This is a genomic window from Pseudomonas sp. NFIX49, from assembly GCF_900115915.1.
In the GTDB taxonomy this organism is placed as follows: domain Bacteria; phylum Pseudomonadota; class Gammaproteobacteria; order Pseudomonadales; family Pseudomonadaceae; genus Aquipseudomonas; species Aquipseudomonas pharyngis.
In genome coordinates this window covers 1-24,038 of record NZ_FOYE01000001.1, presented here as the reverse complement: position 1 = coordinate 24,038, position 24,038 = coordinate 1, and the positions used below count along the sequence as shown (strand labels likewise).

The following is a 24,038-nucleotide window of genomic DNA, read 5'->3' as shown; positions in this document are numbered from 1 at the left end:
CAACGTCCTATTTCAGAGGCGGCTGGAAAGATCGTCCAGGGCCGCGCGTAAATCCGTGAACCGGAAAGTGAATCCCGCTTCCAGCAAGCGTTTGGGCGTGGCCCGTTGGCCACCCAGCAACAGCAATGACATCTCGCCGAGCCCGACCTTCAAGGCGAGGGCCGGCATCGGCATGAACGCCGGGCGGTGCAACACGCTGCCCAGGGTCTTGGCGAATTCGCGATTGCGCACAGGTTTCGGCGCGCACGCATTATAAGGACCGCTCGCCTGATCGCGGTGCAGAAGAAAATCAATCAGGGCGATTTGGTCATCGATATGAATCCACGGCATCCACTGCCGACCGTTGCCCAAAGGCCCGCCCAGCCCGAGCTTGAACGGCAGCAGCAGGCGCGACAAAAAGCCGCCCTCGGCCGACAGCACCAGCCCGGTGCGCACCAGCACCACGCGAATGTCCATCGCTTCGGCGCGTTGCGCGGTTTCCTCCCAGGCGATGCATAACTGGCTGGCGAAATCGTCAATCACCGGTGGGGAGTCCTCGGTCAACTCGCGCTCGCCGCCGTCACCGTACCAACCCACGGCCGAGCCCGAGATCAGCAGCGACGGTTTCTGCCCGCGATGTTCCAGCCACGCCAGCAACGCTTCGGTCAGCGTGATCCGGCTGCTCCACAACAACGCCTTGCGCCGATGGGTCCACGGCCGGTCGGCAATCGGCGCGCCGGCCAGGTTGACGATCACGTCGACCGGTTCGTCGCCAAGGTCCTCCAGACGCGCAATGCCACGCACCTGGGCGCCACAGATTTTCGCGACTTTTTCCGGACGACGACTCCAGACCGTCAGGCGATGCCCCTGTGCGGACCAGTGCCGGCAAAGCTGACGTCCGATCAATCCAGTACCGCCGGTCAGCAATATGTGCATGACTTCTTCCTCGCGTGGCGTTTTACCCCGATCACTAGTCTATTTTTATAAACAGGGATCTTTTCTATCGGGCAGGCTCTATTGTTTAACCATAGGCCAAGCTGTCAGAACAAGAACGCTGGAAGTTATACCAAAAAACATAATTGTACAGGTTTCATCCACGGCGTAGTCTGTACAGAAAGGTAAACGAGGCCCCTATGACTGTACCTATCGCAATCATTGGCACCGGCATTGCCGGACTCTCCGCCGCCCAGGCGCTGACAGATGCCGGGCATACCGTTCAGTTGTTCGATAAAAGTCGCGGCAGCGGCGGGCGCATGTCGAGCAAGCGCAGCGATGCCGGTTCGTTGGACATGGGTGCGCAATACTTCACTGCCCGTGATCGGCGCTTCGTGACCGAAGTCCAGCGCTGGCAAAGCAAAGGCTGGGTCGCCGAATGGGCACCGCAGCTCTACACCTTTCATGGCGGGCAGTTGAACCTGTCGCCGGACGAACAGACCCGCTGGGTCGGCACGCCGCGCATGAGCGCCATCACCCGGGGCCTGCTCGATGGCCTGGAAGTGCATTTCGCCTGCCGGATCACCGAGGTCTATCGCGGCGAAGAACACTGGCACCTGCAAGATGCCGAAGGTTTCACCCACGGGCCGTTCAGCCACGTGGTGGTCGCCACACCGGCGCCTCAGGCTACTGCCCTGCTGGCCTCCGCACCGAAACTCGCCGGTGCCGCCGCCGGCGTGAAAATGGACCCGACCTGGGCCGTCGCCCTCGCCTTCGATACACCGCTGGATACGCCAATCGAAGGCTGCTTCGTCCAGGACAGCGCCCTCGACTGGCTGGCTCGCAACCGCAGCAAACCGGGACGCGACACCACGTGCGACACCTGGGTCCTGCACGCCACCAGTGCCTGGAGCCGGCAGCACATCGATCTGCCCAAGGAAGCGGTGATCGAACAATTGCACGGTGCCTTCGCCGAGTTGTTGCACAGCGCCATGCCGGCCCCGACCTTCAGCCTCGCCCACCGCTGGCTCTATGCCCGGCCGGCCAGCAGTCATGAATGGGGCACCCTGGCCGACGCCGACCTGGGCCTGTATGCCTGTGGCGACTGGTGCCTGTCGGGTCGGGTCGAAGGGGCATGGCTCAGCGGTCAGGAGGCGGCAAGACGCTTGCACGAACACCTGCAGTGAATCGCATCAATCCGCGCAAATTGCTGCTGTCGAAATGGACAGCAGCTCACCCGCAAAACCGTGAAAAGCATTTTCTGGTGACCGAACTGTTCCGCGACGAGGACGGCACGGTGCTGGAAATCGAACTGCAGGCGGTGCTGACCCGGCGTACCGAGCAATGCGACTGGCATGCCCTGCAGGATGATTCACGCTGGAAAATGGGCTGGCGCTAAAAACCTCAAAAAACTTATACAAACAGTTTGACTTGTACACCTATAAATCTATGCTGAAAGCATGGTGTACAAACCTATTTGTCTGTACAGGTTCAGATTCGAGGTTGCTGCATGTCCGACTCATCGACGTCCCTACCGAAAATCGCCATCAGCGCCTGCCTGATGGGCGCCGAAGTGCGCTACAACGGCGGGCACAAGGAATCGCGGCTGTGCAGCCGCACCCTGGCCGAGCATTTCGAATTCGTTCCCGTCTGTCCTGAAGTAGCGATTGGCCTGGGGATTCCCCGCGAGCCGATTCGTCTGGTGGGCGATCCGCAAAAGCCTGATGCAGTCGGCACCGTCAATCCGTCGATCAACGTCACCCAGCCATTGGCCGCCTACGGCGAGAAAATGGCCGGGGAGCTCAATGACATCTGCGGCTACATCTTCATGCAGCAATCGCCGTCCTGCGGACTTGAGCGAGTCAAGGTCTACCACGCCAACGGCGCACCGGTGAATGGTGGTGGGCGTGGCATTTACGCCGAGGCGTTCTGTGCACAGCATCCGGATCTGCCGGTGGAAGAAGCCGGGCGTCTCAACGATCCGGTGCTGCGGGAGAATTTCATCACCCGCGTGCTCGCCTACCGCGAATGGCAGCAGGTGCTCGAGCAGGGCTTGAGCCGCCGTGCACTGACCGAATTTCACTCGCGCTACAAATACCTGCTGATGGCCCACAACCCGGTGCAATACAAGGCGCTGGGCAATCTGCTGGGCAACATGGGCCAGACCGACCCGGCCGAGCTGGGCCCGCGCTATTTCAGCGAACTGATGGCGGCACTGAAAAAATGCGCCACCCGCCGTACCCACAGCAACGTCCTGCAGCACATCAGTGGCTACCTGAAACAGGCGATCAGCCCTGAAGACAAACAGGAAGTGCAGCACATCATCGGCCAGTACCGGCACGGCATCGTTCCGCTGGTGGTGCCGCTGACCCTGCTCAAGCATCACTTTCGCCTCCACCCGGATCCCTACATTGCGCAGCAGGTGTACCTGCAACCGCATCCGGAAAACCTCAGCCTGCGAAACGCCATTTGATGAATGACTCACTCGACACCAGCGCCCGTGAAGACCTCGGCGCCGACTTCAAGAAAGCCCTCGACGAGGGCTGGCTGCCGATCCGCGAAGTCGCCCGTCAGACCGGCGTGAACGCCGTCACCCTGCGCGCCTGGGAACGGCGCTATGGGCTGATCGTTCCGCAGCGCACGCCCAAGGGTCATCGCTTGTACAACGCCGAGCATGTGCAACGTATCCAGAACATCCTTACCTGGCTCAACCGTGGCGTAGCGGTCAGCCAGGTCAAACCGCTGCTCGACACCGCGCAGACGTTCAACGAACCGGCGCAGGACGAATGGCATCCACTGCGCCAGGCCGCCCTGCTGGCGGTTACCCACCTGAACGAGCGCAGCCTCGACGACGGCATCAACCAGGCGATGGCGCTGTATCCGCCACGCACTCTATGCGAGCAATTGCTGCTGCCGCTGCTAAGCGATCTTGAACAGCGCTGGCAGGGCCAGTTCGGCGCGCAGATGGAGCGGGTGTTCTTTTATGCCTGGTTGCGCAGCAAATTCGGCGCACGCATCTACCATAACAATCGTCAGTTGCGCACCGCGCCGCTGCTGCTGATCAACCAGTCGGACCTGCCACTGGAGCCGCATCTGTGGCTCTGCGCCTGGCTGATCAGCAGCGCCGATTGCCCGGTGCAGGTATTCGATTGGCCGCTGCCGGCCGGCGAACTGGCGTTGGCAACCGATACCCTGCAAGCCCGTGGCGTACTGCTGTATTCCAGCAAAGCCCTGAACCTGGCGCAGCTACCGAAACTGTTCAACGGTGTCAGCTGCCCAAAACTGATTGTCGGACCAACGGTGTGTATCCACCACGCCGAGCTGTCCACAAAGACTTCCGAACTCGCTGATCTGTTCCTGGCCGAAGACCCCCTTTCGGCACATCGGGCACTCATTGAGCGTGGGTTGATTTAATGATTTCGACAGAGACCGACATGCAATTGATCTGGCTGCGCAGCGACTTGCGCCAACATGACAACACCGCCCTCGCGGCCGCCGCCGAGCGTGGCCCGACCGTCGCCGTGTACCTGTTGAGCCCGCAGCAATGGCAGGAACATGATGATGCTCCGTGCAAGATCGATTTCTGGCTGCGCAATCTGCGTGAATTGAGCAAAAGCCTTGGCGACCTGAACATCCCGCTCCTGATCCGCACCGCGCCTCACTGGGATCAGGCACCCGCCGTGCTGCTCGAACTGTGCCGACAACTGAAGATCGAGGCAGTGCATGTCAACGAGGAATACGGCATCAACGAAAGCCGTCGCGACGAGGCAGTTGCCGAAGCGTTGCAAGCGGCAGGCATCACCTTCCACAGCTATCTCGACCAATTGCTGTTCAAGCCCGGCAGCGTGCTGACCAAAACCGGCACTTACTTTCAGGTGTTCAGCCAGTTCCGCAAGGTTTGCTACGAACGCCTGCACCGCTCGATGCCGTCGCTGAAACAGCCGCCGGGCAAGCAATCGGCGCTGAATATCACCAGCGACCCGGTCCCGGCAGCCATCAAAAGTTTCCCGACACCCGGCGAATCCCTGCGCGCCCTGTGGCCCGCCGGTGAATCCGAAGCCCGGCGTCGCCTCGACACGTTCGCCGATGCACAGATCGACTACTACAAGAGCGAACGAGACTTCCCGGCCAAACCCGGCACCAGCCAGCTTTCGGCCTACCTGGCCGCCGGTGTGATCTCGCCGCGCCAATGCCTGCACGCTGCCCTGCAGAGCAATCAGGGCGAGTTCGAAAGCGGCAAGGTCGGCGCCGTCACCTGGATCAACGAACTGCTGTGGCGCGAGTTCTACAAACATATTCTCGTCGGTTATCCGCGGGTTTCACGGCATCGCGCATTCCGTCCGGAAACCGAAGCCCTGGCCTGGCGCGACGCCCCGGAGGATCTGGCCGCCTGGCAAGAGGCGCGCACCGGCTTGCCGATCATCGATGCAGCCATGCGCCAACTGCTGGAAACCGGCTGGATGCACAACCGCCTGCGGATGGTAGTGGCGATGTTTCTGACCAAGAACCTGTTGATCGACTGGCGCGAAGGCGAGCGTTTCTTCATGCGCCACCTGATCGACGGCGATCTGGCCGCCAACAACGGCGGCTGGCAGTGGAGTTCCTCGACCGGCACCGATTCGGCGCCGTATTTCCGCATCTTCAACCCGCTCAGCCAGTCGGAAAAATTCGATAGCGAAGGTCTGTTCATCAAGCACTGGTTGCCGGAGCTGGCCGGGCTGAACAAGAAAGAAGTGCACAACCCGGCCAGTGCTGGCGGGTTGTTCGGCGTCGCCGACTATCCGGCGCCGATCGTTAATCTGAGTGCATCACGGGAGCGGGCGCTGGCAGCGTTCAAGAACCTGCCGTCGCGCGCATCTCAAGGAGCGAGTGATGAGTGAATTTCTACGCAGTTTCGCCCAGCGGTTCGCACAGTTGAACAAAGACAATTTGCGCACCCTGGACGAACTGTACAGCGAGGACATTCACTTCACCGATCCACTGCATGAAGTGCAGGGACTGACGCAATTGCGCGGTTACTTCAGCGAGTTGTACGCCAACGTCAACGAACTGCGCTTCGATTTCCACGGCTTCGACCAGATCGGCGAAGGCGAAGGCTATTTGCGTTGGGTCATGAGCTACCGCCACCCGCGTCTGAGCGGTGGGCAACTGATCCGCGTCGCCGGCTGCTCGCATCTGCTCTGGCGCGACAAGGTTTACCGCCACCGGGATTATTTCGATGCCGGAGCGCTGCTTTATGAACATTTACCCGTATTGGGTCGGGTGATTGCCTGGCTGAAAAGGAGATTGGGATGAGTCGTACAGCTCCACGGCGTTATTGGCTGACCGGTGCCAGCAGTGGCATCGGCGCAGCACTCGCGGAAGACATTCTCAAAAGCGGTGCACAGCTGGCGGTCAGTTCCCGCCAGGTCGCGCCGCTCAAGGTTCTGTCACAACGGTATCCGGGACAGGTTCTGGTGGTGCCCGGCGATCTGACCAACAGCCAGACCGTACGCGAAATTGGCGAACAGATAGCCGCGGACTGGGGCTCGCTGGATACCGTCATCCTCAATGCAGGGACCTGCGAATACGTCGACGCTCACCAGTTCGACGCCTCGATCATCGAGCACGTGGTGCGTACCAACCTGCTCGCCAGCAGCTATTGCATCGAAGCCGCGCTGCCCTTGTTGCGCAAAGGCACGGCACCGCATCTGGTAGGCATGGCCAGCTCGGTGACCTATGTACCGCTGCCACGGGCAGAAGCCTATGGCGCGTCGAAGGCCGGGCTGCGTTATCTGTTCGAATCCCTGCGCATAGATCTGGCGGACGAAGGCATTGAAGTCACGGTGATCAGTCCCGGTTTCGTCGACACGCCGCTGACCGCCAAGAATGACTTCCCGATGCCGCTCAGCTGGCCTGTGGATAAAGCCGCGCGGCATATCTTCGCCAAGCTGAAAGACCGGCCACTGGAAATCGCCTTTCCGGCGTTGTTCATGGCGGTCCTGTGGCCCCTGTCGAAAATGCCTGCACGCGTACAACTGGCGATTGGCAAACGCATGGTGCGCAGCAGCCCGCCGCTAAGGGATGCGACATGAAAATCGCCATCGTCGGCAGCGGCATCGCCGGTTTGACCTGCGCGTACCTGCTCGCACGCCGACACGAAATCACCGTGTTCGAAGCCGACGCCCGGATCGGCGGCCATACCCACACGGTGCCGGTCACCGTGGACGGGCGCGAGTACGCGGTGGACACCGGATTTATCGTGTTCAACGACTGGACGTATCCGAACTTCATTCGTCTGCTTGGCCAACTGGGTGTGACGTTCAAACCCACCGAAATGAGCTTTTCAGTCAACGACCCGGACTCCGGCCTGGAATACAACGGCAACAACCTGAACAGCTTGTTCGCCCAACGCAGCAATCTGCTGTCCCCCGGATTCTGGGGCATGTTGCGCGACATCCTGCGGTTCAACAAAGAGGCTCGGCGCGACCTTGCCGAACAGCGGATCGCCACCGACACCACCCTCGACGATTACCTCAAGGCCGGCGGTTACGGCGAGCGCTTCATCCTGCATTACATCGTGCCGATGGGCGCGGCGATCTGGTCGATGCCGATGGCTGAAATGCTCAATTTTCCGTTGCAGTTCTTCGTGCGTTTTTTCGAGAACCATGGGCTGTTGTCGGTCAGTAACCGTCCGCAATGGCAGGTGATCGAGGGTGGCTCAAGTGCCTACATCGCACCGCTGACCGCATCGTTCAAGGAACGCATCCGCCTGAACTGCCCGGTGGGCCGGATCGATCGCGATGCGCACGGTGTGGTTATCCACAGCCCGGCCGGTATCGAACGTTTCGACAAAGTAGTGCTGGCCTGCCACAGCGACCAGGCCCTGCGACTGCTGGGCAACCCCGACAAGGTCGAACGGGAAATCCTCGGCGCCCTGCCCTACGCCGACAACGAAGTGGTGCTGCACACCGACACCCGCTTGCTGCCCACGCGCAAACGGGCCTGGGCCAGCTGGAATTATCGCCTCGGCGGAGCGGGTCATACCCGGGCGGCCGTGACTTATGACATGAACATTCTGCAAGGCCTGCAGAGCGGCACCACGTTCTGCGTCAGCCTCAACCAGAGCGCTGGCATCACGCCGTCCAAGGTGCTGGCGCGCTTCACCTACGCTCACCCGCAATTCAGCCTCGCGGCCGTGGCGGCACAGCAGCGCTGGGCTGAAATCGACGGCGCGCAACACACGCATTATTGCGGCGCCTACTGGGCCAACGGTTTTCATGAGGACGGCGTGGTCAGCGCCCTGCGCGTGGCCGCAGCCTTCGGAGAAAGCCTGTGAACAGCGCGCTCTACAGTGGCTGGATCGCCCATCGGCGATTTGCCCCGCGCCGTCATGAGTTTCGTTATCGGATCGGCATGCTGTATCTCGATCTGGCTGAACAGGAGACCGTACTGGGCCTGTCCCGCCTGGCAGGCACCAGCCGCTTTGCGCCGTTTTCATTCCGCGAAACCGACTACCTGAAAACCTTCACCGGCCGGGGCGTGCGCCTGAGCGATGCGGTGCGCCAGTTGGTCGGCGAAGCCGTGGGCCATGCACCGCAAGGTTCGATCTGCCTGCTGACCCAGCCGCGCAGCTGGGGTCTGTCGTTCAACCCGGTGAGTTTTTTCTATTGCCACGAGGCCGACGGCCAACTGGCGGCGATTCTCTGCGAAGTGCGCAACACGCCGTGGCGCGAGCGTTATCACTACGTGCTGCCGGCTCGAGCGCCGCCCCATCTGCAGGACTTCCACCAGCATTTTGCCGTGGCCAAGGCGTTTCATGTCTCGCCATTCCTGCCGCCGGACCTGGAATACCGCATGAGCTTCAGCCCTGCCGCGCAGGTCCTGGGTGTGCACATGGCCGACTGGCAAGGCGAGCAAAAACTGTTCGACGCCACCCTCGACCTGCGACGTGAACCCCTTGATCGACACCACTTGCACCGGCATCTGTGGCGCTTTCCCTGGATGACTGCCAAAACCGCGCTGGCGATCTACTGGCAGGCGCTGCGCCTGTTGCTCAAGCGCACCCCGGTGTATGACCACCAACGCGCCGACGACCGTTTTCGAACCGCCACTGTACCGACCGAGGAACGCCACCATGAAATCCACTAGCGTCTCGGCCAAAGCCAGCCTGTTCAGCCCTCACGGCCTGAGCGGTTCGCTGCTGCGCCGGGGAGTACTGCGCCAGCTGGAGCAGCTCAAGCAGGGTCAACTGATCGTCATCGAGGACGGCGAGCGCCACGTCTTCGGCACGCCGGGCAGCGCCCTGGTGGGCGAGATTCAAGTTCTGGATCCGGCCGTCTGGGGCCTGGTCGCCGGCAATGGTTCGATCGGTGCGGGCGAAGCCTTCATCCATGGCTACTGGCGCTCGCCGGACCTGACGGCCGTGGTGCGGGTCTTCGTCAGCAACCTTGAAGTGCTCGACGCAATGGAAGGTGGCCTGGCCCGGCTCGGTCGCCCGCTGGTGCGCGGGCTGCACTGGCTCAACCGCAATACGCGCAAGGGCTCGCAGAAAAACATCGCCGCGCATTACGACCTCGGCAATGACCTGTTCGAGCAGTTCCTCGACCCGACCATGATGTATTCCGCCGCGCAGTTTCTCAGCCCCGACGACAGCCTGGAGCAGGCGCAACTGAACAAACTGGAGCGGATCTGCCAGAAACTCGCGCTCAAACCCGGTGACCACCTTCTGGAAATCGGCACCGGCTGGGGCAGCATGGCGCTCTACGCGGCGCAGCACTACGGCTGCAAAGTCACCACCACCACGCTGTCGAAGGAGCAGTTCGCCTTCACCGCGGCCCGCATCGAACGCCTCGGTTTGCAGGATCAAGTGACGCTGCTGCTCAAGGACTACCGCGACCTCACCGGCCAGTACGACAAACTGGTGTCGATCGAAATGATCGAGGCGGTCGGCCACCGCTTCCTGCCGACCTATTTCAAGCAATGCGCGCAGTTGCTCAAGAGCAACGGCCTGATGCTGCTACAAGCGATCACCATCCGCGAACAGCGTTACGAACAGGCGCGCCGTGGCGTGGACTTCATCCAGCGCTACATTTTCCCCGGCGGCGCCCTGCCCTGCGTGCAGAAAATGCTCGAAATCGTCGGCCGCGAAACCGACATGAACCTGTTGCACATGGAAGATTTCGGCCTGCATTATGCCCGCACCCTGCGTCTGTGGCACGAGAACTTTCGCCATGCTCACGGCCGTCTGAGCGAACTGGGCTATGACGATTACTTCCTCAGGCTGTGGGAGTTCTACCTGTGTTACTGCGAGGGTGGATTTCTCGAGCGCACCATCGGCACCGCACAACTGGTGCTGGCCAAACCGGCGGCGATGACCGCGCCTTTGCTGGGCCGGTTCGATGCTTGAACGGTTGGCCAACGCGGTGCTGTTCCAGATCGGCTGGCTGGCCTGCGTGCTCGGTGGCGACAGCCTTTGGTTGCTGCTGGCGCTGGCGGTGCTGGTGATCCATCTGCGCTGGATCAGCAACTGGGCGCAGGAAGGTCGATTGATCCTCGGTGTGGTGATCATCGGCACGGCTGTAGACAGCGTACTGCGCGGCCTTGGGGTATTCGAGTTCAAGGACCTGTCGCCGCTGATTCCGCTATGGCTGATGTTGCTCTGGGCGTTGTTTGCCACGACTTTGCGTCATTGTCTGCAATGGAGCGCGACGCCGTGGTGGCTGGCCAGTCTGCTCGGCGCGGCAGGTGGCGCGCTGTCCTATGGCGCCGGCGGACGACTGGCCGGCGTGCAGTTTCCGTTCGGTGAGCTCCCTACCCTGATCGGCATCGCGCTGCTGTGGGCGTTGCTGTTTCCGCTGCTGCACCAGTTGTCCCGGCGGCTGGCGCGTTAAACGCCTGTCAGGCCTTTCACACGCTCATCGGTCACTGCCGTACACTGGCGCCATGAAAACCATTCCCCATCGACAAATTGCCGAGCCCGAGGTCACCTGCTCGACCTGTGCGGCCTGCTGCTGTCAGCTTGAAGTGATGCTGATCACCGACACCGGCGTACCCGAGCGTTTTATCGATACCGACGATTGGGGTGGTGAGGTGATGCTGCGTCTGGACGACGGCTGGTGCGCGGCGCTGGATCGCGACACGATGATGTGCACGATTTACGAGAAGCGCCCGCTGATCTGTCGCGAGTTTGAAATGGGCGCACCGGAATGCATCGACGAACGCCAGGGGATTGCTACGGCGTACCGCTGAGCACAAAAAAAAGGAGCGCCTGGCGCTCCTTTTTTCTTGAACTGACTTTCCGGGTGCTTACAGCGGCATCGTGTAATGCAATGCGTAGCTTTCCACCCCATCGTTGTCGCTGCTCAGACCGGCGTTGGAATAGTGCGTCGCACGGATCCCCACCTCATGCCCGCCATTGAAGCGCAGGCCGAAACCGATACGGTCTTCGAACTGAAAGGAGCCGCCGAGCTTGTTGTCTTCGTATTCGGTGTTGGAGAACAGCGCCACGCCGATCCCTGCCTCGACATACGGTTTGACCGACTGACCGGCAAACTCGTAAACAAATACCGGCGAGAACGACAGGCTGTTGTTGCTCGACGTCTTGTCGCCTTCCCAATAAGTGTAGGCCCCGCTCCAGTAACCGGTCAGACGACCGACGTCACTTTGCAGCCAGCTCTTGTCCCAGTCGAAATTCATGCCCAGGCGATAAGTCATGGTCGAATCGCTGGTAGCACCCACTGCAAACTCGACGCCAGCAGCCTGTGCGGTAAAACTTTGCCCCATCAGTGCAGCCGCAATCGCGGCCAAGCAGAATAGTCGCTTCACTTTGAAACTTCCTTTTCCGGAACGATCGTTTGGTTTTCTAGGTCACTCTGCGCTATAGAAATCTGCGCTTGGTCAGAAGTTCAGCTGAATTTTTAGTTATTTCACATTTTTTTTACAAGGTGAATTTTTCGACTTCGCCTGCGGCCTGCCCCAGCAGGACCAAGGTGTTGCGTAAAGACGCGGGATCGGCACTGGTCCAGAATCTGACCGGTCGGTTCGGACCTACGGCGAGCAGATCACGCTCGGCCAGCAGCCGCTGCAGTTGCCGCGCTACCGCCGCGCCGGTATCGATCAGGCTGATGCTCTCGGGGATCATCGACTTGAGCATCGGCTTGAGAAACGGGTAATGGGTGCAGCCCAGAATGATCGTGTCGCAACCGTTGGCCAGTAGCGGGTCAACGTAGTGCTTGAGCAATGCACGCAACTCGGGGCTGTGCAGGTCGCCGCTTTCAATGCGCTCGACCAGTCCGGGACACGGCTGAGTGATAACCCGCACATCCGTGGCGAAGCGGTCGAGCAACGCGGCGAACTTGGCGCTCTGCAAGGTGCCGGTGGTGGCAAGTACGCCGACCACGCCGCTGCGGGTGGCGGCAGCGGCCGGTTTGACCGCTGGCTCCATGCCGACAATCGGCCAGTCAGGAAAATCCCGGCGCAGATCGGCGACGCCGGCCACGGTGGCGGTGTTGCACGCGATCACCAGCGCCTTGGCGCCCTGCTCGCGGAAAAAACCGGCCATCACGCTACAACGCTGGCGGATGAATTCCGGGGTTTTCTCGCCATAAGGGATGTGGCCGCAGTCGCCGAGGTACAGCAGCGATTCATTCGGTAGCAGATGCTGGATTTCCGCCAGTACCGACACGCCACCTACGCCGGAGTCGAATACGGCGATCGGCGCTTCACGCATGCTGCGAACCACAGACGCTGCAGCCGGGGTCGCGCTTGACCCGTAGCTCACGGAAGCGCGACCCCAGCGCATCGATCAAAAGCAGACGGCCCACCAGTGGTTCGCCAAAACCCGCCAGCAACTTCAAGGCTTCCAGCGCTTGCAGGCTGCCGACCAGACCGACCAGCGGCCCGACCACGCCGGCTTCGCTGCAAGTGAGTTCGGCTTCGCTGCCGTGACCGTACAGGCAGTGGTAGCACGGGCTTTCGGCGCGACGCGGGTCGAACACCGAGAGTTGCCCCTCGAGGCGGATCGCCGCGCCGCTGACCAAGGGCTTGCGCGCCGTCACGCACGCGGCGTTGACCGCTTCGCGGGTGGAGAAATTGTCCGAGCAGTCGAGCACCAGATCCACTGCCGCCACGGCTGCGGCGAGGGAATCCTCGTCCAGCGCCTGACGATGAGGCACCAGTTTGATTTCGGGATTGATCGCGCTCAGGCGCTTGAGCGCCGAGTCGACCTTGGTCATGCCGACGCTGTCGGTGTCGTGGATGATCTGGCGTTGCAGGTTGGTCAGGTCGACCGTGTCGAAATCCGCCAGATGCAACTCACCGACACCCGCCGCCGCCAGGTACAACGCCACCGGCGCGCCGAGACCGCCGAGGCCGACGATCAATACCCGGCTGTCCTTGAGCTTCAACTGGCCATCGATGTCGATGTGTTGCAGCAGGATCTGCCGACTGTAGCGCAACAATTCCTGATCATTCAGCACGGCAGGCGCCCCAGGCTGATCCGTTGATGGCCGCCCAGATCGGTGCGGCTGTGGACTTCTTCGAAACCTTGCGTCAGCAGCAGATCGCGCACGGCGTCGGCTTGATCATAGCCGTGTTCGAGCATCAGCCAGCCACCGGCCTCGAGATGCGCCGGCGCCTGGGCGATGATCAGCCGCAGATCGTCGAGCCCGTCGATGCCGGCCACCAAGGCGCTTTCCGGCTCGAAGCGCACATCGCCTTCCACCAGATGCGGATCGGCCGCGCGGATGTACGGCGGGTTGCTGATGATCAACTCGAAACGCTTGCCTTCAAGGGCGCTGAACCAGTGACTGCTCAGCACCGTCGCATTGTTCAGGTGCAGGCGCTGGCGATTGCGTTCGGCCAGGGCCACGGCTTCCAGCACACGATCCACGGCGGTGACTTTCCACGCCGGGCGTTCGCTGGCCAGGGCCAGGGCAATCGCGCCGCTGCCGGTGCCGAGGTCAAGCACTTTGGCCGGGGTCGCCGGCAGCAGCTCCAGCGCAGCTTCCACCAGCAGTTCGGTGTCCGGGCGCGGGATCAGCGTGTGCGGTGCGACTTCCAGATCGAGCTTCCAGAAACCTTGCTGGCCCAGAATGTAGGCCACCGGCTCGCCGCTGCGGCGGCGTTGCAGGTACTCGGCGAAGACCAGTGCGGCTTCGCTGGGCACGATGCGCTCGGGCCAGGTGTGGAGAAAACTGCGCGACTTGCCCAGCGCGGCGGCCAGAAGCAATTCGGCGTCCAGACGCGCTGTAGGCGAATCCGGCAGTTCGGCGGCGCGCAACAGGCTGGCGATGATGGTCATTTACTCACCTATCGCTGCGAGCTGGTCGGCCTGGTATTCGGCCAGCAACGGCTCGATCACCGCTTCGACGCCACCGGCGAGGATTTCGTCGAGGGAATACAGGGTCAGGTTGACGCGATGGTCGGTGACCCGGCCCTGGGCAAAATTGTAGGTGCGGATGCGCTCGGAGCGGTCACCGGAACCCACCAGCAATTTACGTTCGCTGGCGATGGCGTTGGCCGCCGCAGCAGTCTGCTGGTCGTTGAGCTTGGCCGCCAGCCAGGCCATCGCCCGGGCGCGGTTCTTGTGCTGGGAACGTTCTTCCTGGCACTCGACAACGGTGCCGGTCGGGATGTGGGTGATGCGGATCGCCGAATCGGTGGTGTTGACGTGCTGACCACCGGCCCCGGAGGAGCGGTAAGTGTCGACGCGCAAATCCGCCGGGTTGATCTCGATGGCTTCACGCTCGTCCGGCTCGGGCAATACCGCCACGGTGCAGGCCGAGGTGTGGATACGGCCCTGGGATTCGGTGGCGGGTACACGTTGTACGCGGTGCGCGCCGGATTCGAATTTCAGCTTGCCGTAAACGTTGTCGCCTTCGATGCGGGCGATGACTTCTTTATAGCCACCGTGTTCGCCTTCGTTTTCCGAAAGGATCTCCACCCGCCAGCCACGCCGTTCGGCGTAACGCGAGTACATGCGGAACAGGTCGCCGGAGAAGATCGCCGCCTCGTCGCCACCGGTGCCGGCGCGGATTTCGAGGAACACGTTGCGCCCGTCGTTGGGATCCTTGGGCAGCAGCATGCGTTGCAGGTCGGATTCCAGCGTGATCAGCAACTCCTTGGCTTCGCGGACTTCTTCCACGGCCATTTCACGCATGTCCGGGTCGCTGTCCTTGAGCAGCGCCTGTGCGCCTTCAAGATCGCTTTGTACGCCGAGCAGCTTTTTATAGCCTTGTACCACCGGCTCAAGTTCGGCGTATTCCTTGGAATAGGCGCGGAATTTGGTCTGGTCGGAAATGACTTCGCCGTCGCCGAGCAGCGCGGTCAGCTCCTCGAAACGGTCCTGGAGAATGTCCAGCTTATTGAGCAGTGACGCTTTCATTGCGGTTTTTTATCCGAAAAGCTATCCGGTGAGCCCTCAAGGGCAAAGAGTTCCTGAGCCATGGCCAGCGCATCGAGGCGGCCTTCGGCAGAAAGCTTTTTCAACTGCACGCTCGGGGCGTGCAGGAGTTTGTTGGTCAGGCCGCGGGCCAGTTGCCCGAGCACATCTTCGGCGTTGCCGCCGTTGGCCAGCAGGCGCAGGGCCTTTTGCAGTTCTTCGTCGCGCAGGCGTTCGCTCTGTTGACGATAGGCCTTGAGCACATCGACCGCCGCCAGCTCGCGCAGGCGCACCATGAAATCGTCGGCGCCGACCGAAACCATCTCTTCGGCCGCCTGCGCTGCCCCCTGACGGCTCTTGAGGTTTTCGGCGACCACTTCGTGCAGATCGTCGACGCTATAGAGGTAAACGTCGTCGAGTTCGCCGACTTCCGGCTCGATGTCACGGGGAACGGCGATGTCGACCATGAAGATCGGTTTGTGCTTGCGCAGCTTCAGCGCGCTTTCCACCGCGCCCTTGCCGAGGATCGGCAACTGACTGGCGGTAGAACTGATAACGATGTCGCTGCGTACCAGTTCGGCCGGAATGTCCGAGAGCAACACCGCGTGGGCACCGAACTGCTCGGCGAGCAGGCTGGCGCGCTCCAGCGTCCGGTTGGCGACCACGATGCGCTTGACCCCCAGTTCATGCAGATGGCGGGCGACCAGAGTGATGGTCTCGCCGGCACCGATCAGCAGGGCCTGGCTGCGCTGCAGGTCGCTGAAAATCTGCTTGGCCAGGCTGACGGCGGCAAACGCCACGGATACCGGGTTTTCACCGATGGCGGTGTCGGTACGGACTTGCTTGGCGGCATTGAAAGTCGCCTGGAACAATCGCCCGAGCAGCGGCCCGATGGTGCCGGCCTCGCGGGCCACGGCGTAGGCCGATTTCATCTGGCCGAGAATCTGCGGTTCGCCCAGCACCAGCGAGTCGAGCCCGGAGGCGACGCGCATCATGTGACGAACGGCCGCATCGTCTTCATGCACATAAGCACTCGCCCGCAGCTCTTCGAGGCTCAATTGATGGTATTCGGCCAGCCAGCGCAACACGATGTCCGCCGACACGTGATCCTGCTCTATATACAGTTCACTGCGATTGCAGGTGGAGAGGATCGCAGCTTCGCGGCTGTCGGTGAGTCGGCAGAGCTGCTGCAAGGCCTCCACCAGCTGCTCAGGGGTAAAGGCCACGCGCTCGCGGACGTCTACTGAAGCAGTCTTGTGGTTGATACCGAGTGCAAGGAAGGCCATTCAAGGTCGCTGATGGTGACGTGAAGCCGGCAATTGTCCTACTTCGTCAGATTCAGAACAACTACCGCTGACTATTGTCCCAATTGCCGGCCCCTATAATGGCCACAATCGAGACTCGGTTATGTTTGGCCGAAGGCTTGTGTCATGATGATCCGACCGCAGGTTAGTCGTCCTCTTCCTATATGAATAGATCTTCCGCGTTGCTCCTCGCTTTTGTCTTCCTCAGCGGCTGCCAGGCCTTGGCCCCCGTTCCGCAGGACGGTGCCTCACCGGTCGAAGACACCACGCCGGCCCCTGAAAAGCCCAAGGTTTACAGCTCGTTCAGCCAGGAGACGGTGTTCAGCCTGCTGAGCGCCGAGCTCGCTGGCCAGCGCAATCGTTTCGATATTGCCCTGGACAACTACGTGACCCAGGCCATCAACACCCAGGATCCGGGCGTTTCCGAGCGTGCGTTCCGCATCGCCGAGTACCTGGGCGCCGACCAACCGGCCCTCGATACCGCGCTGATCTGGGCGAAAAACGCCCCGGACGACCTCGAAGCGCAACGCGCCGCCGCCGTGCAACTGGCCCGCGCCGGGCGCTATGACGACTCGATGGTCTATATGGAGAAAGTCCTGCAGGGCAAGGGCGACACCCATTTCGACTTCCTCGCGCTGTCGGCTGCCGACACCGATCAGGAAACCCGCAACGGCCTGATGAAAAGCTTCGACCGCCTGTTGCAGCGTCACCCGAACAACAATCAGCTGATTTTCGGCAAGGCCCTGCTGATGCAGCAGGATGGCGACACCAAAGGTGCGCTTGCCCTGCTCGAAGACCATCCGCCGGAAGACGGCGAGATCGCCCCGATCCTGCTGCGCGCGCGCCTGCTGCAAGGGCTGAATCGCGGCGACGAAGCGCTGCCGCTGCTGCAAAAGAGCATCAAGAAGTATCCGGACGACAAGCGCCTGCGCCTGACCTACGCGCGGATGCTGGTGGAACAGGACCGGATGGACGACGCCAAGGTCGAGTTCTCCACCCTGGTTCAGCAATACCCGGAAGACGACGAACTGCGTTATTCCCTGGCGCTGGTCTGCCTGGAAGCCAAGGCCTGGGACGAGGCCAAGGGCTATCTGGAAGACCTGATCGCCCGGGAAAGCCATGTCGACTCGGCGCACCTGAACCTGGGCCGCATCGCCGAAGAGCGCAACGACCCGCAAGGCGCGCTCATTGAGTATGCCCAGGTCGGCCCGGGCAACGACTATCTGCCGGCGCAACTGCGTCAGGCCGATATTCTGATGAACAACGGCAAGACCGCCGAAGCCCAGAGCAAACTGGCCGCCGAGCGTGACGAGCAGCCAGATTACGCGATCCAGCTGTACCTGATCGAAGCCGAAACCCTGTCCGCCAATAATCAGGGCGACAAGGCCTGGAAAGTCCTGCAACAAGCCTTGCAGCAGTACCCGGACGATCTGAATCTGCTTTACACCCGCGCGATGCAGGCGGAAAAACGCAATGACCTGGCGCAGATGGAAAAAGACCTGCGTCTGATCATCAAGCGCGATCCGGACAACGCCATGGCCCTCAACGCCCTCGGCTACACGCTGTCCGACCGCACTACCCGCTACGCCGAAGCCAAGGCGCTGATCGAGCAGGCGCACCAGATCAACCCGGAAGATCCGGCAGTGCTCGACAGCCTCGGCTGGGTGAACTTTCGCATGGGCAATCTGGAAGACGCCGAGAAATACCTGCGTCAGGCCCTCGAGCGTTTCCCCGATCATGAAGTCGCCGCGCATCTGGGCGAAGTGCTGTGGGCCAAGGGCAAACAGCGCGAAGCAAAACAAATCTGGGGCAAGTTCCTCAAAGACCAGCCTGACAGCACCATCCTGCGCAGCACCATCAAGCGCCTGACCGGATCCGAGACTCTTTAACTCATGTTTTTGCGCCACGTCATAGTTTTCAGCTTCATCGCCCTGCTCGCCGGTTGCGCGGGCTTCGGCGCCCGTGAATCGGTCGAAGGCCACGGCAATCCAGGCCAATGGCGCGAGCACAAACAACAACTGACCGGCCTCGACGCCTGGCAGATCGACGGCAAGATCGGCATCCGCGCCCCGAAAGATTCGGGCAGCGGCACGTTGTTCTGGCTGCAACGTCAGGATTACTACGACATCCGCCTGTCCGGCCCGCTGGGTCGTGGCGCGGCGCGACTGACCGGCCGTCCGGGCGCGGTGTCGCTGGAAGTGGCGAATCAGGGCCGTTATGAAGCGCCGACTCCGGAAGCACTGGTCGAAGAGCAACTGGGCTGGAAACTGCCGGTCTCGCATCTGGCGTGGTGGGTTCGCGGCCTCCCGGCACCGGACAGCAAAAGCCGTCTGACCCTGGATGGCAACAGCCGTCTGGCCAATCTGGATCAGGATGGCTGGCAGGTCGAATACCTCAGCTATGCCGAACAGAACGGTTACTGGCTGCCCGAGCGAATCAAGCTGCACGGCACCGATCTGGACGTGACGCTGGTCATCAAGACCTGGCAACCGCGCAAATTGGGGCAATAACGCATGACCGCTCCACGCCTCACTTTGCCTTCGCCGGCCAAACTCAATCTGATGCTGCACATTCTCGGTCGCCGTGAAGACGGTTATCACGAGTTGCAGACGCTTTTTCAGTTCCTCGACTACGGCGACGAAATTACCTTCGCCGTGCGTGACGACGGCGTGATCCGCCTGCACACCGAATTCGATGGCGTGCCCCACGACAGCAACCTGATCGTGCGCGCGGCGAAGAAACTGCAGGAACAATCCGGATGCTCGCTCGGCATGGATATCTGGATCGACAAGATCCTGCCCATGGGCGGCGGCATTGGTGGCGGCAGCTCGAATGCGGCCACCACCCTGCTCGGCCTCAATCATTTGTGGCAACTGGGTTGGGATGAAGATCGACTGGCTGCACTGGGCCTGACACTGGGCGCGGACGTGCCGGTGTTCGTGCGTGGCCACGCAGCTTTCGCCGAAGGTGTCGGCGAGAAACTGACCCCGGTCGAGCCCGACGAACCGTGGTACGTCGTGCTCGTTCCGCAAGTCTCTGTTAGTACGGCAGAAATTTTTTCAGATCCTTTGTTGACACGTAACACGCCGCCCATTAAAGTGCGCCCCGTTCCCGAGGGAAACAGTCGAAATGACTGCTTGCCGGTGGTCTCGAGGCGTTATCCAGAAGTACGTAACGCATTGAATTTGTTAGGTAATTTTACCGAAGCAAAACTCACCGGAACTGGAAGTTGTGTGTTTGGGGGCTTCCCAAGCAAAGCTGAAGCTGATAAAGTCTCGGCCCTTCTGACAGAGACCCTTACAGGGTTTGTAGCAAAAGGAAGCAACGTTTCGATGTTGCATCGCAAGCTGCAAAGTCTGCTCTAAAGGAATCAAGTGCCCGGCACTTGCAAGCAACAGATACAGGGGCGTCGCCAAGCGGTAAGGCAGCAGGTTTTGATCCTGCCATGCGTTGGTTCGAATCCAGCCGCCCCTGCCATTTTCCTATACTCATCCAGGTATACCCTCAGCCTTCAGGTACTGCGCGTGTCCAAGATGATGGTCTTTACGGGGAACGCTAACCCCGATCTGGCTCGGCGTGTCGTACGTCAGCTGCATATCCCTCTCGGTGACATCTCTGTCGGTAAATTCTCCGACGGCGAAATTACAGCCGAGATCAATGAAAACGTTCGCGGTAAAGACGTCTTCATTATTCAGCCGACTTGCGCTCCGACCAACGATAACCTGATGGAACTGGTAGTGATGGCTGATGCCTTCCGCCGCTCCTCGGCTACTCGTATCACTGCTGTTATTCCTTATTTTGGTTATGCCCGTCAGGATCGCCGTCCGCGTTCCGCACGTGTGGCTATCAGCGCGAAAGTCGTTGCTGACATGCTTACCGTAGTCGGCATCGACCGTGTTCTCACGGTTGATCTGCATGCTGACCAGATTCAGGGCTTCTTCGATATTCCGGTAGATAACATCTACGGCTCCCCGGTTCTGGTGGATGACATCGAAGATCAGCGCTTCGAGAACCTGATGATCGTGTCCCCGGACATTGGTGGCGTCGTGCGTGCACGTGCCGTTGCCAAATCCCTGGGCGTGGATCTCGGGATCATCGACAAACGCCGTGAGAAAGCCAATCACTCTGAAGTGATGCATATCATCGGTGATGTCGAAGGGCGTACCTGCATCCTGGTCGATGACATGGTCGATACCGCCGGCACTCTGTGCCATGCGGCCAAGGCCCTGAAAGAGCATGGCGCAGCCAAGGTCTTTGCCTACTGCACACACCCTGTGCTGTCGGGTCGGGCCATCGAGAATATCGAAAATTCCGTGCTGGACGAGCTGGTGGTCACTAACACCATCCCGCTGTCCGCTGCAGCACAAGCCTGTGCACGTATCCGTCAACTGGATATCGCACCGGTTGTTGCCGAAGCGGTTCGCCGCATCAGCAATGAAGAATCGATCAGCGCGATGTTCCGTTAAGGGCCCTGCCCTTCTCGAAATGTCTCGTTGACGAAAAGCGCCCCGCCCCGGCATTCCTGCCGGGGCGGGGCTTTTTTGCCCATACCGTGTTCGGCGCTGGTCGCAAACGCCACTCGGTCATGGCTATTTTGGAGATACAAAATGAACGATTTTACTTTGAATGCTGAACTGCGTTCCGACCTGGGGAAAGGTGCGAGCCGCCGCCTGCGTCGTCTCGCTGCCCTGGTTCCAGCTGTTGTTTACGGTGGCGACAAAGCCCCTGAATCCATCAGCATGCTGGCCAAAGAAGTTGCCAAACTGCTCGAAAACGAAGCTGCCTACAGCCACGTTATCGAACTGAACGTTGGTGGCACCAAGCAGAACGTGATCATCAAGGCCCTGCAACGTCACCCGGCCAAAGGCCACGTGATGCACGCTGACTTCGTACGCGTTGTAGCTGGCCAGAAACTGACCGCTATCGTTCCTGTGCACTTCATCAACGAAGCTGCTCCAGTGAAGAAAGGCGGCGAAATCTCGCACGTTGTTGCCGAGATCGAAGTTTCCTGCCTGCCGAAAGATCTGCCTGAGTTCATCGAAGTCGACCTGGCTAACGCTGAAATCGGCACCATCGTTCACCTGTCGGACATCAAGGCTCCTAAAGGCGTTGAGTTCGTTGCTCTGGCACACGGCGATGACAAGGCTGTTGCCAACGTCCACGCTCCACGTGTTGCTCCAGAAGCTACCGAAGAAGGCGCAGCAGAGTAATTCACTCTGTCATGCCTGAGTGAGCAGGTAACATCGCGGACTGGAACGTAGCGAGAAAGCGGGCGGGAACGCGGAGTTTACATCCATGGTAAATGAGCATTTTTCGTCCACTTTCGCCGCCTTCCCTGATCGCGGCGATGTTATCCACCACTCAAAGGAAGGGCCCCTATCGTGACTGCCATCAAACTGATCGTTGGCCTGGGAAATCCAGGCGCTGAATACGAACAGACCCGGCATAACGCAGGGGCCCTTTTTGTTGAGCGCATCGCCTACGCACAGAACGTGAATCTCGTGGCCGATCGCAAGTATTTCGGCCTGACCGGGCGTTTTTCGCATCAGGGTCAGGATGTTCGTCTGCTGATTCCCACCACCTACATGAACCGCAGCGGCCAGGCCGTGGCGGCACTCGCCGGTTTCTTCCGCATCAAGCCCGAAGAAATCCTGGTGGCACATGACGAACTCGATCTGCCTCCGGGCGTCGCCAAACTCAAAGTCGGCGGCGGCCATGGCGGTCACAACGGGTTGCGCGACATCATTGCGCAATTGGGTAATCAGAATACGTTCCACCGCCTGCGGCTTGGCATCGGCCACCCGGGCGTCGCCAGTATGGTTTCAAATTTCGTCCTGGGTCGTGCGCCACGCGCCGAACAGGAAAAACTCGATGCCAGCATCGACTTTGCCCTCGGCGTGCTGCCGGATATCCTCGCCGGTGAATGGAACCGCGCGATGAAAAACCTGCACAGCCAGAAGGCCTGACTCTAATCCGAGGGGAAACACCATGGGATTCAATTGCGGCATCGTCGGCCTGCCTAACGTCGGCAAGTCCACCCTGTTCAACGCCCTGACCAAATCCGGGATCGCGGCCGAGAACTTCCCCTTCTGCACCATCGAGCCGAACAGCGGCATCGTGCCGATGCCGGATCCACGTCTGGACGCTCTGGCGGCCATCGTCAATCCGAAGCGCATCCTGCCGACCACCATGGAATTCGTCGACATCGCGGGCCTGGTTGCCGGCGCGTCGAAAGGTGAAGGCCTGGGCAACAAGTTCCTGGCCAACATCCGCGAAACCGACGCGATCGCTCACGTCGTGCGCTGCTTCGAAGACGAGAACGTGATCCACGTTTCCAACAGCGTCGACCCGAAGCGCGACATCGAAATCATCGACCTGGAACTGATCTTCGCCGACCTCGACAGCTGCGAGAAGCAACTGCAGAAAGTCGCGCGCAACGCCAAGGGCGGTGACAAGGATGCAGTGGCCCAGAAGGCTCTGCTGGAACAACTGATCCCGCACTTCAGCGAAGGCAAGCCTGCGCGCAGCCTGATGAAGAACATGAGCGCCGACGAAAAAGCGATCATCAAGGGCTTCCACCTGCTGACCACCAAGCCGGTCATGTACATCGCCAACGTCGCTGAAGACGGTTTCGAGAACAACCCGCACCTGGACGTGGTCAAGGCCATCGCCGAAGAAGAAGGCGCGATGGTTGTTCCGGTCTGCAACAAGATCGAAGCGGAAATCGCCGAGCTGGACGACGGCGAAGAGAAAGACATGTTTCTCGAGGCCCTGGGCCTGGAAGAGCCTGGCCTGAACCGCGTGATCCGCGCCGGCTACGAAATGCTGCACCTGCAGACCTACTTCACCGCCGGTGTCGAAGAAGTCCGCGCCTGGACCGTCCGCGTCGGTGCCACCGCACCGCAAGCCGCTGGTGTGATCCACACTGACTTTGAGAAAGGCTTCATCCGCGCCGAAGTGATCGCCTACAACGACTTCATCCAGTACAAGGGCGAAGCCGGTACCAAGGAAGCCGGTAAATGGCGTCTGGAAGGCAAGGATTACATCGTCAAGGACGGCGACGTGATGCACTTCCGCTTCAACGTGTAAAAGCAGCACCCAAGAAAAAGCCGCGTTTGATACGCGGCTTTTTTGTGCCTGATGTCTCGTCCTGAATAAGGTTTACACCTTCTGGCTTCTTATCAGGAGGGTGCAATGGATTCGGGCGCAAAACGCAGTCAACGCGATTACACGCTGACTTTTAAATTGTCGGTTGTCGACCAAGTCGAAAAAGGCGAGTTGAGTTATAAAGAGGCTCAACGGCGCTACGGAATTCAGGGTCGGTCGACGGTGTTGGTTTGGTTACGCAAGCATGGTCGGCAAGACTGGAGCCAAGGCGCCTCCATTCGTTCCCAAAGGAACCGACCGATGGACGAGCCCACTTTGCCCTTAACTCCCGAGCAGAGAATCAAAGAGCTTGA

General features: G+C 60.6%; 27 protein-coding genes and 1 tRNA gene. 21 read left to right on the top strand and 7 right to left on the bottom strand.

The window, feature by feature from the left end:
• Positions 1-12: 12 nt before the first annotated feature.
• On the bottom strand, positions 13-915 hold the full coding sequence (locus tag BMZ46_RS00140; protein WP_039766308.1) for a TIGR01777 family oxidoreductase: 903 nt from the start codon (positions 913-915) through the stop codon (positions 13-15).
• Between the two features lie 197 nt (positions 916-1,112).
• Between BMZ46_RS00140 and BMZ46_RS00135 the strand changes: the two genes are divergently transcribed.
• From BMZ46_RS00135 to BMZ46_RS00080, 12 genes are all read left to right on the top strand, one after another.
• Complete coding sequence (locus BMZ46_RS00135) at positions 1,113-2,099, top strand: NAD(P)/FAD-dependent oxidoreductase (protein ID WP_039766309.1); 987 nt, start codon at positions 1,113-1,115, stop codon at positions 2,097-2,099.
• On the top strand, positions 2,096-2,311 hold the full coding sequence (locus BMZ46_RS00130; RefSeq protein WP_039766311.1) for a TIGR02450 family Trp-rich protein: 216 nt from the start codon (positions 2,096-2,098) through the stop codon (positions 2,309-2,311). Before BMZ46_RS00135 ends, BMZ46_RS00130 begins: the two co-directional genes overlap by 4 nt.
• Before the next feature lie 111 nt (positions 2,312-2,422).
• Positions 2,423-3,385, top strand: coding sequence for a YbgA family protein (locus BMZ46_RS00125; RefSeq protein WP_074690984.1), 963 nt, complete (start codon positions 2,423-2,425; stop codon positions 3,383-3,385).
• Complete coding sequence (locus BMZ46_RS00120; RefSeq protein ID WP_074690983.1) at positions 3,385-4,326, top strand: MerR family transcriptional regulator; 942 nt, start codon at positions 3,385-3,387, stop codon at positions 4,324-4,326. The genes BMZ46_RS00125 and BMZ46_RS00120 overlap by 1 nt, the downstream gene beginning before the upstream one ends.
• A 20-nt stretch (positions 4,327-4,346) precedes the next feature.
• A complete protein-coding gene (gene phrB, locus BMZ46_RS00115; RefSeq protein WP_170844874.1) occupies positions 4,347-5,792 on the top strand; it encodes a deoxyribodipyrimidine photo-lyase in 1,446 nt (481 codons plus the stop codon).
• Complete coding sequence (locus tag BMZ46_RS00110) at positions 5,785-6,207, top strand: nuclear transport factor 2 family protein (RefSeq protein WP_039766317.1); 423 nt, start codon at positions 5,785-5,787, stop codon at positions 6,205-6,207. The genes phrB and BMZ46_RS00110 overlap by 8 nt, the downstream gene beginning before the upstream one ends.
• Positions 6,204-6,986: an SDR family NAD(P)-dependent oxidoreductase gene (locus BMZ46_RS00105; protein ID WP_039766318.1), complete on the top strand. Its 783-nt coding sequence runs from the start codon at positions 6,204-6,206 to the stop codon at positions 6,984-6,986. Before BMZ46_RS00110 ends, BMZ46_RS00105 begins: the two co-directional genes overlap by 4 nt.
• On the top strand, positions 6,983-8,230 hold the full coding sequence (locus tag BMZ46_RS00100) for an NAD(P)/FAD-dependent oxidoreductase (RefSeq protein WP_074690981.1): 1,248 nt from the start codon (positions 6,983-6,985) through the stop codon (positions 8,228-8,230). The genes BMZ46_RS00105 and BMZ46_RS00100 overlap by 4 nt, the downstream gene beginning before the upstream one ends.
• Positions 8,227-9,042 carry a DUF1365 domain-containing protein gene (locus BMZ46_RS00095; protein ID WP_074690980.1) on the top strand — a complete coding sequence of 272 codons (816 nt, stop codon included), beginning with the start codon at positions 8,227-8,229 and terminating at the stop codon, positions 9,040-9,042. Before BMZ46_RS00100 ends, BMZ46_RS00095 begins: the two co-directional genes overlap by 4 nt.
• The gene (locus tag BMZ46_RS00090; RefSeq protein WP_074690979.1) at positions 9,029-10,300 is read left to right on the top strand and encodes an SAM-dependent methyltransferase; all 1,272 of its coding nucleotides are present in this window, start codon (positions 9,029-9,031) and stop codon (positions 10,298-10,300) included. Before BMZ46_RS00095 ends, BMZ46_RS00090 begins: the two co-directional genes overlap by 14 nt.
• Entirely contained in the window at positions 10,293-10,784 is a 492-nt protein-coding gene (locus BMZ46_RS00085; protein WP_039766325.1) for a DUF2878 domain-containing protein, read from the top strand. The genes BMZ46_RS00090 and BMZ46_RS00085 overlap by 8 nt, the downstream gene beginning before the upstream one ends.
• A gap of 52 nt (positions 10,785-10,836) precedes the next feature.
• A complete protein-coding gene (locus BMZ46_RS00080) occupies positions 10,837-11,142 on the top strand; it encodes a YkgJ family cysteine cluster protein (RefSeq protein ID WP_007951707.1) in 306 nt (101 codons plus the stop codon).
• A gap of 57 nt (positions 11,143-11,199) precedes the next feature.
• Here BMZ46_RS00080 and BMZ46_RS00075 read toward each other — a convergent pair whose 3' ends face one another.
• The 6 genes from BMZ46_RS00075 to hemA all read right to left on the bottom strand — a co-directional run bounded on the left by BMZ46_RS00075 (position 11,200) and on the right by hemA (position 16,560).
• Positions 11,200-11,718, bottom strand: coding sequence for an acyloxyacyl hydrolase (locus BMZ46_RS00075; protein WP_039766327.1), 519 nt, complete (start codon positions 11,716-11,718; stop codon positions 11,200-11,202).
• A gap of 112 nt (positions 11,719-11,830) precedes the next feature.
• Entirely contained in the window at positions 11,831-12,622 is a 792-nt protein-coding gene (gene murI / locus BMZ46_RS00070) for a glutamate racemase (RefSeq protein WP_074690978.1), read from the bottom strand.
• Positions 12,615-13,370 (bottom strand): molybdopterin-synthase adenylyltransferase MoeB, encoded by a 756-nt coding sequence (locus BMZ46_RS00065; RefSeq protein ID WP_039766333.1) that lies wholly within the window; start codon positions 13,368-13,370, stop codon positions 12,615-12,617. Before BMZ46_RS00065 ends, murI begins: the two co-directional genes overlap by 8 nt.
• Positions 13,364-14,194, bottom strand: a complete 831-nt coding sequence (prmC, locus tag BMZ46_RS00060; protein ID WP_074690977.1) for a peptide chain release factor N(5)-glutamine methyltransferase — start codon at positions 14,192-14,194, stop codon at positions 13,364-13,366. The genes BMZ46_RS00065 and prmC overlap by 7 nt, the downstream gene beginning before the upstream one ends.
• Positions 14,195-15,277, bottom strand: a complete 1,083-nt coding sequence (prfA, locus tag BMZ46_RS00055; RefSeq protein ID WP_007951714.1) for a peptide chain release factor 1 — start codon at positions 15,275-15,277, stop codon at positions 14,195-14,197.
• Entirely contained in the window at positions 15,274-16,560 is a 1,287-nt protein-coding gene (hemA, locus tag BMZ46_RS00050; protein WP_039766341.1) for a glutamyl-tRNA reductase, read from the bottom strand. The genes prfA and hemA overlap by 4 nt, the downstream gene beginning before the upstream one ends.
• Before the next feature lie 182 nt (positions 16,561-16,742).
• Between hemA and BMZ46_RS00045 the strand changes: the two genes are divergently transcribed.
• The 9 genes from BMZ46_RS00045 to BMZ46_RS00005 all read left to right on the top strand — a co-directional run.
• Positions 16,743-18,467: a tetratricopeptide repeat protein gene (locus tag BMZ46_RS00045; RefSeq protein ID WP_039766343.1), complete on the top strand. Its 1,725-nt coding sequence runs from the start codon at positions 16,743-16,745 to the stop codon at positions 18,465-18,467.
• Between the two features lie 3 nt (positions 18,468-18,470).
• Positions 18,471-19,088: a lipoprotein insertase outer membrane protein LolB gene (gene lolB / locus BMZ46_RS00040; protein WP_074690976.1), complete on the top strand. Its 618-nt coding sequence runs from the start codon at positions 18,471-18,473 to the stop codon at positions 19,086-19,088.
• A 3-nt stretch (positions 19,089-19,091) separates the two neighbouring features.
• Entirely contained in the window at positions 19,092-19,943 is an 852-nt protein-coding gene (ispE, locus tag BMZ46_RS00035) for a 4-(cytidine 5'-diphospho)-2-C-methyl-D-erythritol kinase (protein ID WP_074690975.1), read from the top strand.
• 37 nt (positions 19,944-19,980) lie between these two features.
• Positions 19,981-20,055 (top strand) — tRNA-Gln (locus BMZ46_RS00030).
• 47 nt (positions 20,056-20,102) lie between these two features.
• Positions 20,103-21,044 (top strand): ribose-phosphate pyrophosphokinase, encoded by a 942-nt coding sequence (locus BMZ46_RS00025; protein WP_003171603.1) that lies wholly within the window; start codon positions 20,103-20,105, stop codon positions 21,042-21,044.
• Positions 21,045-21,185: 141 nt separating this feature from the next.
• Positions 21,186-21,788: a 50S ribosomal protein L25/general stress protein Ctc gene (locus tag BMZ46_RS00020; RefSeq protein WP_011335926.1), complete on the top strand. Its 603-nt coding sequence runs from the start codon at positions 21,186-21,188 to the stop codon at positions 21,786-21,788.
• A gap of 171 nt (positions 21,789-21,959) precedes the next feature.
• Positions 21,960-22,544: an aminoacyl-tRNA hydrolase gene (gene pth, locus BMZ46_RS00015; RefSeq protein ID WP_074690974.1), complete on the top strand. Its 585-nt coding sequence runs from the start codon at positions 21,960-21,962 to the stop codon at positions 22,542-22,544.
• A 22-nt stretch (positions 22,545-22,566) separates the two neighbouring features.
• Positions 22,567-23,667 (top strand): redox-regulated ATPase YchF, encoded by a 1,101-nt coding sequence (gene ychF / locus BMZ46_RS00010; RefSeq protein ID WP_007951727.1) that lies wholly within the window; start codon positions 22,567-22,569, stop codon positions 23,665-23,667.
• Between the two features lie 105 nt (positions 23,668-23,772).
• A partial coding sequence (locus BMZ46_RS00005) for a helix-turn-helix domain-containing protein (protein WP_139217031.1) occupies positions 23,773-24,038 on the top strand: 266 nt, incomplete at its 3' end.

Coding starts and splice junctions, on each gene's coding strand:
- BMZ46_RS00020 (WP_011335926.1), top strand. CDS start 21,186: ATGAACGATTTTACTTTGAATGCTGAACTGCGTTCCGACCTGGGGAAA.
- BMZ46_RS00100 (WP_074690981.1), top strand. CDS start 6,983: ATGAAAATCGCCATCGTCGGCAGCGGCATCGCCGGTTTGACCTGCGCG.
- BMZ46_RS00120 (WP_074690983.1), top strand. CDS start 3,385: ATGAATGACTCACTCGACACCAGCGCCCGTGAAGACCTCGGCGCCGAC.
- BMZ46_RS00125 (WP_074690984.1), top strand. CDS start 2,423: ATGTCCGACTCATCGACGTCCCTACCGAAAATCGCCATCAGCGCCTGC.
- lolB (WP_074690976.1), top strand. CDS start 18,471: ATGTTTTTGCGCCACGTCATAGTTTTCAGCTTCATCGCCCTGCTCGCC.
- prmC (WP_074690977.1), bottom strand. CDS start 14,194: ATGACCATCATCGCCAGCCTGTTGCGCGCCGCCGAACTGCCGGATTCG.
- BMZ46_RS00140 (WP_039766308.1), bottom strand. CDS start 915: ATGCACATATTGCTGACCGGCGGTACTGGATTGATCGGACGTCAGCTT.
- ispE (WP_074690975.1), top strand. CDS start 19,092: ATGACCGCTCCACGCCTCACTTTGCCTTCGCCGGCCAAACTCAATCTG.
- BMZ46_RS00090 (WP_074690979.1), top strand. CDS start 9,029: ATGAAATCCACTAGCGTCTCGGCCAAAGCCAGCCTGTTCAGCCCTCAC.
- ychF (WP_007951727.1), top strand. CDS start 22,567: ATGGGATTCAATTGCGGCATCGTCGGCCTGCCTAACGTCGGCAAGTCC.
- murI (WP_074690978.1), bottom strand. CDS start 12,622: ATGCGTGAAGCGCCGATCGCCGTATTCGACTCCGGCGTAGGTGGCGTG.
- hemA (WP_039766341.1), bottom strand. CDS start 16,560: ATGGCCTTCCTTGCACTCGGTATCAACCACAAGACTGCTTCAGTAGAC.
- prfA (WP_007951714.1), bottom strand. CDS start 15,277: ATGAAAGCGTCACTGCTCAATAAGCTGGACATTCTCCAGGACCGTTTC.
- BMZ46_RS00085 (WP_039766325.1), top strand. CDS start 10,293: ATGCTTGAACGGTTGGCCAACGCGGTGCTGTTCCAGATCGGCTGGCTG.
- BMZ46_RS00110 (WP_039766317.1), top strand. CDS start 5,785: ATGAGTGAATTTCTACGCAGTTTCGCCCAGCGGTTCGCACAGTTGAAC.
- phrB (WP_170844874.1), top strand. CDS start 4,347: ATGCAATTGATCTGGCTGCGCAGCGACTTGCGCCAACATGACAACACC.
- BMZ46_RS00135 (WP_039766309.1), top strand. CDS start 1,113: ATGACTGTACCTATCGCAATCATTGGCACCGGCATTGCCGGACTCTCC.
- BMZ46_RS00080 (WP_007951707.1), top strand. CDS start 10,837: ATGAAAACCATTCCCCATCGACAAATTGCCGAGCCCGAGGTCACCTGC.
- BMZ46_RS00105 (WP_039766318.1), top strand. CDS start 6,204: ATGAGTCGTACAGCTCCACGGCGTTATTGGCTGACCGGTGCCAGCAGT.
- BMZ46_RS00045 (WP_039766343.1), top strand. CDS start 16,743: ATGAATAGATCTTCCGCGTTGCTCCTCGCTTTTGTCTTCCTCAGCGGC.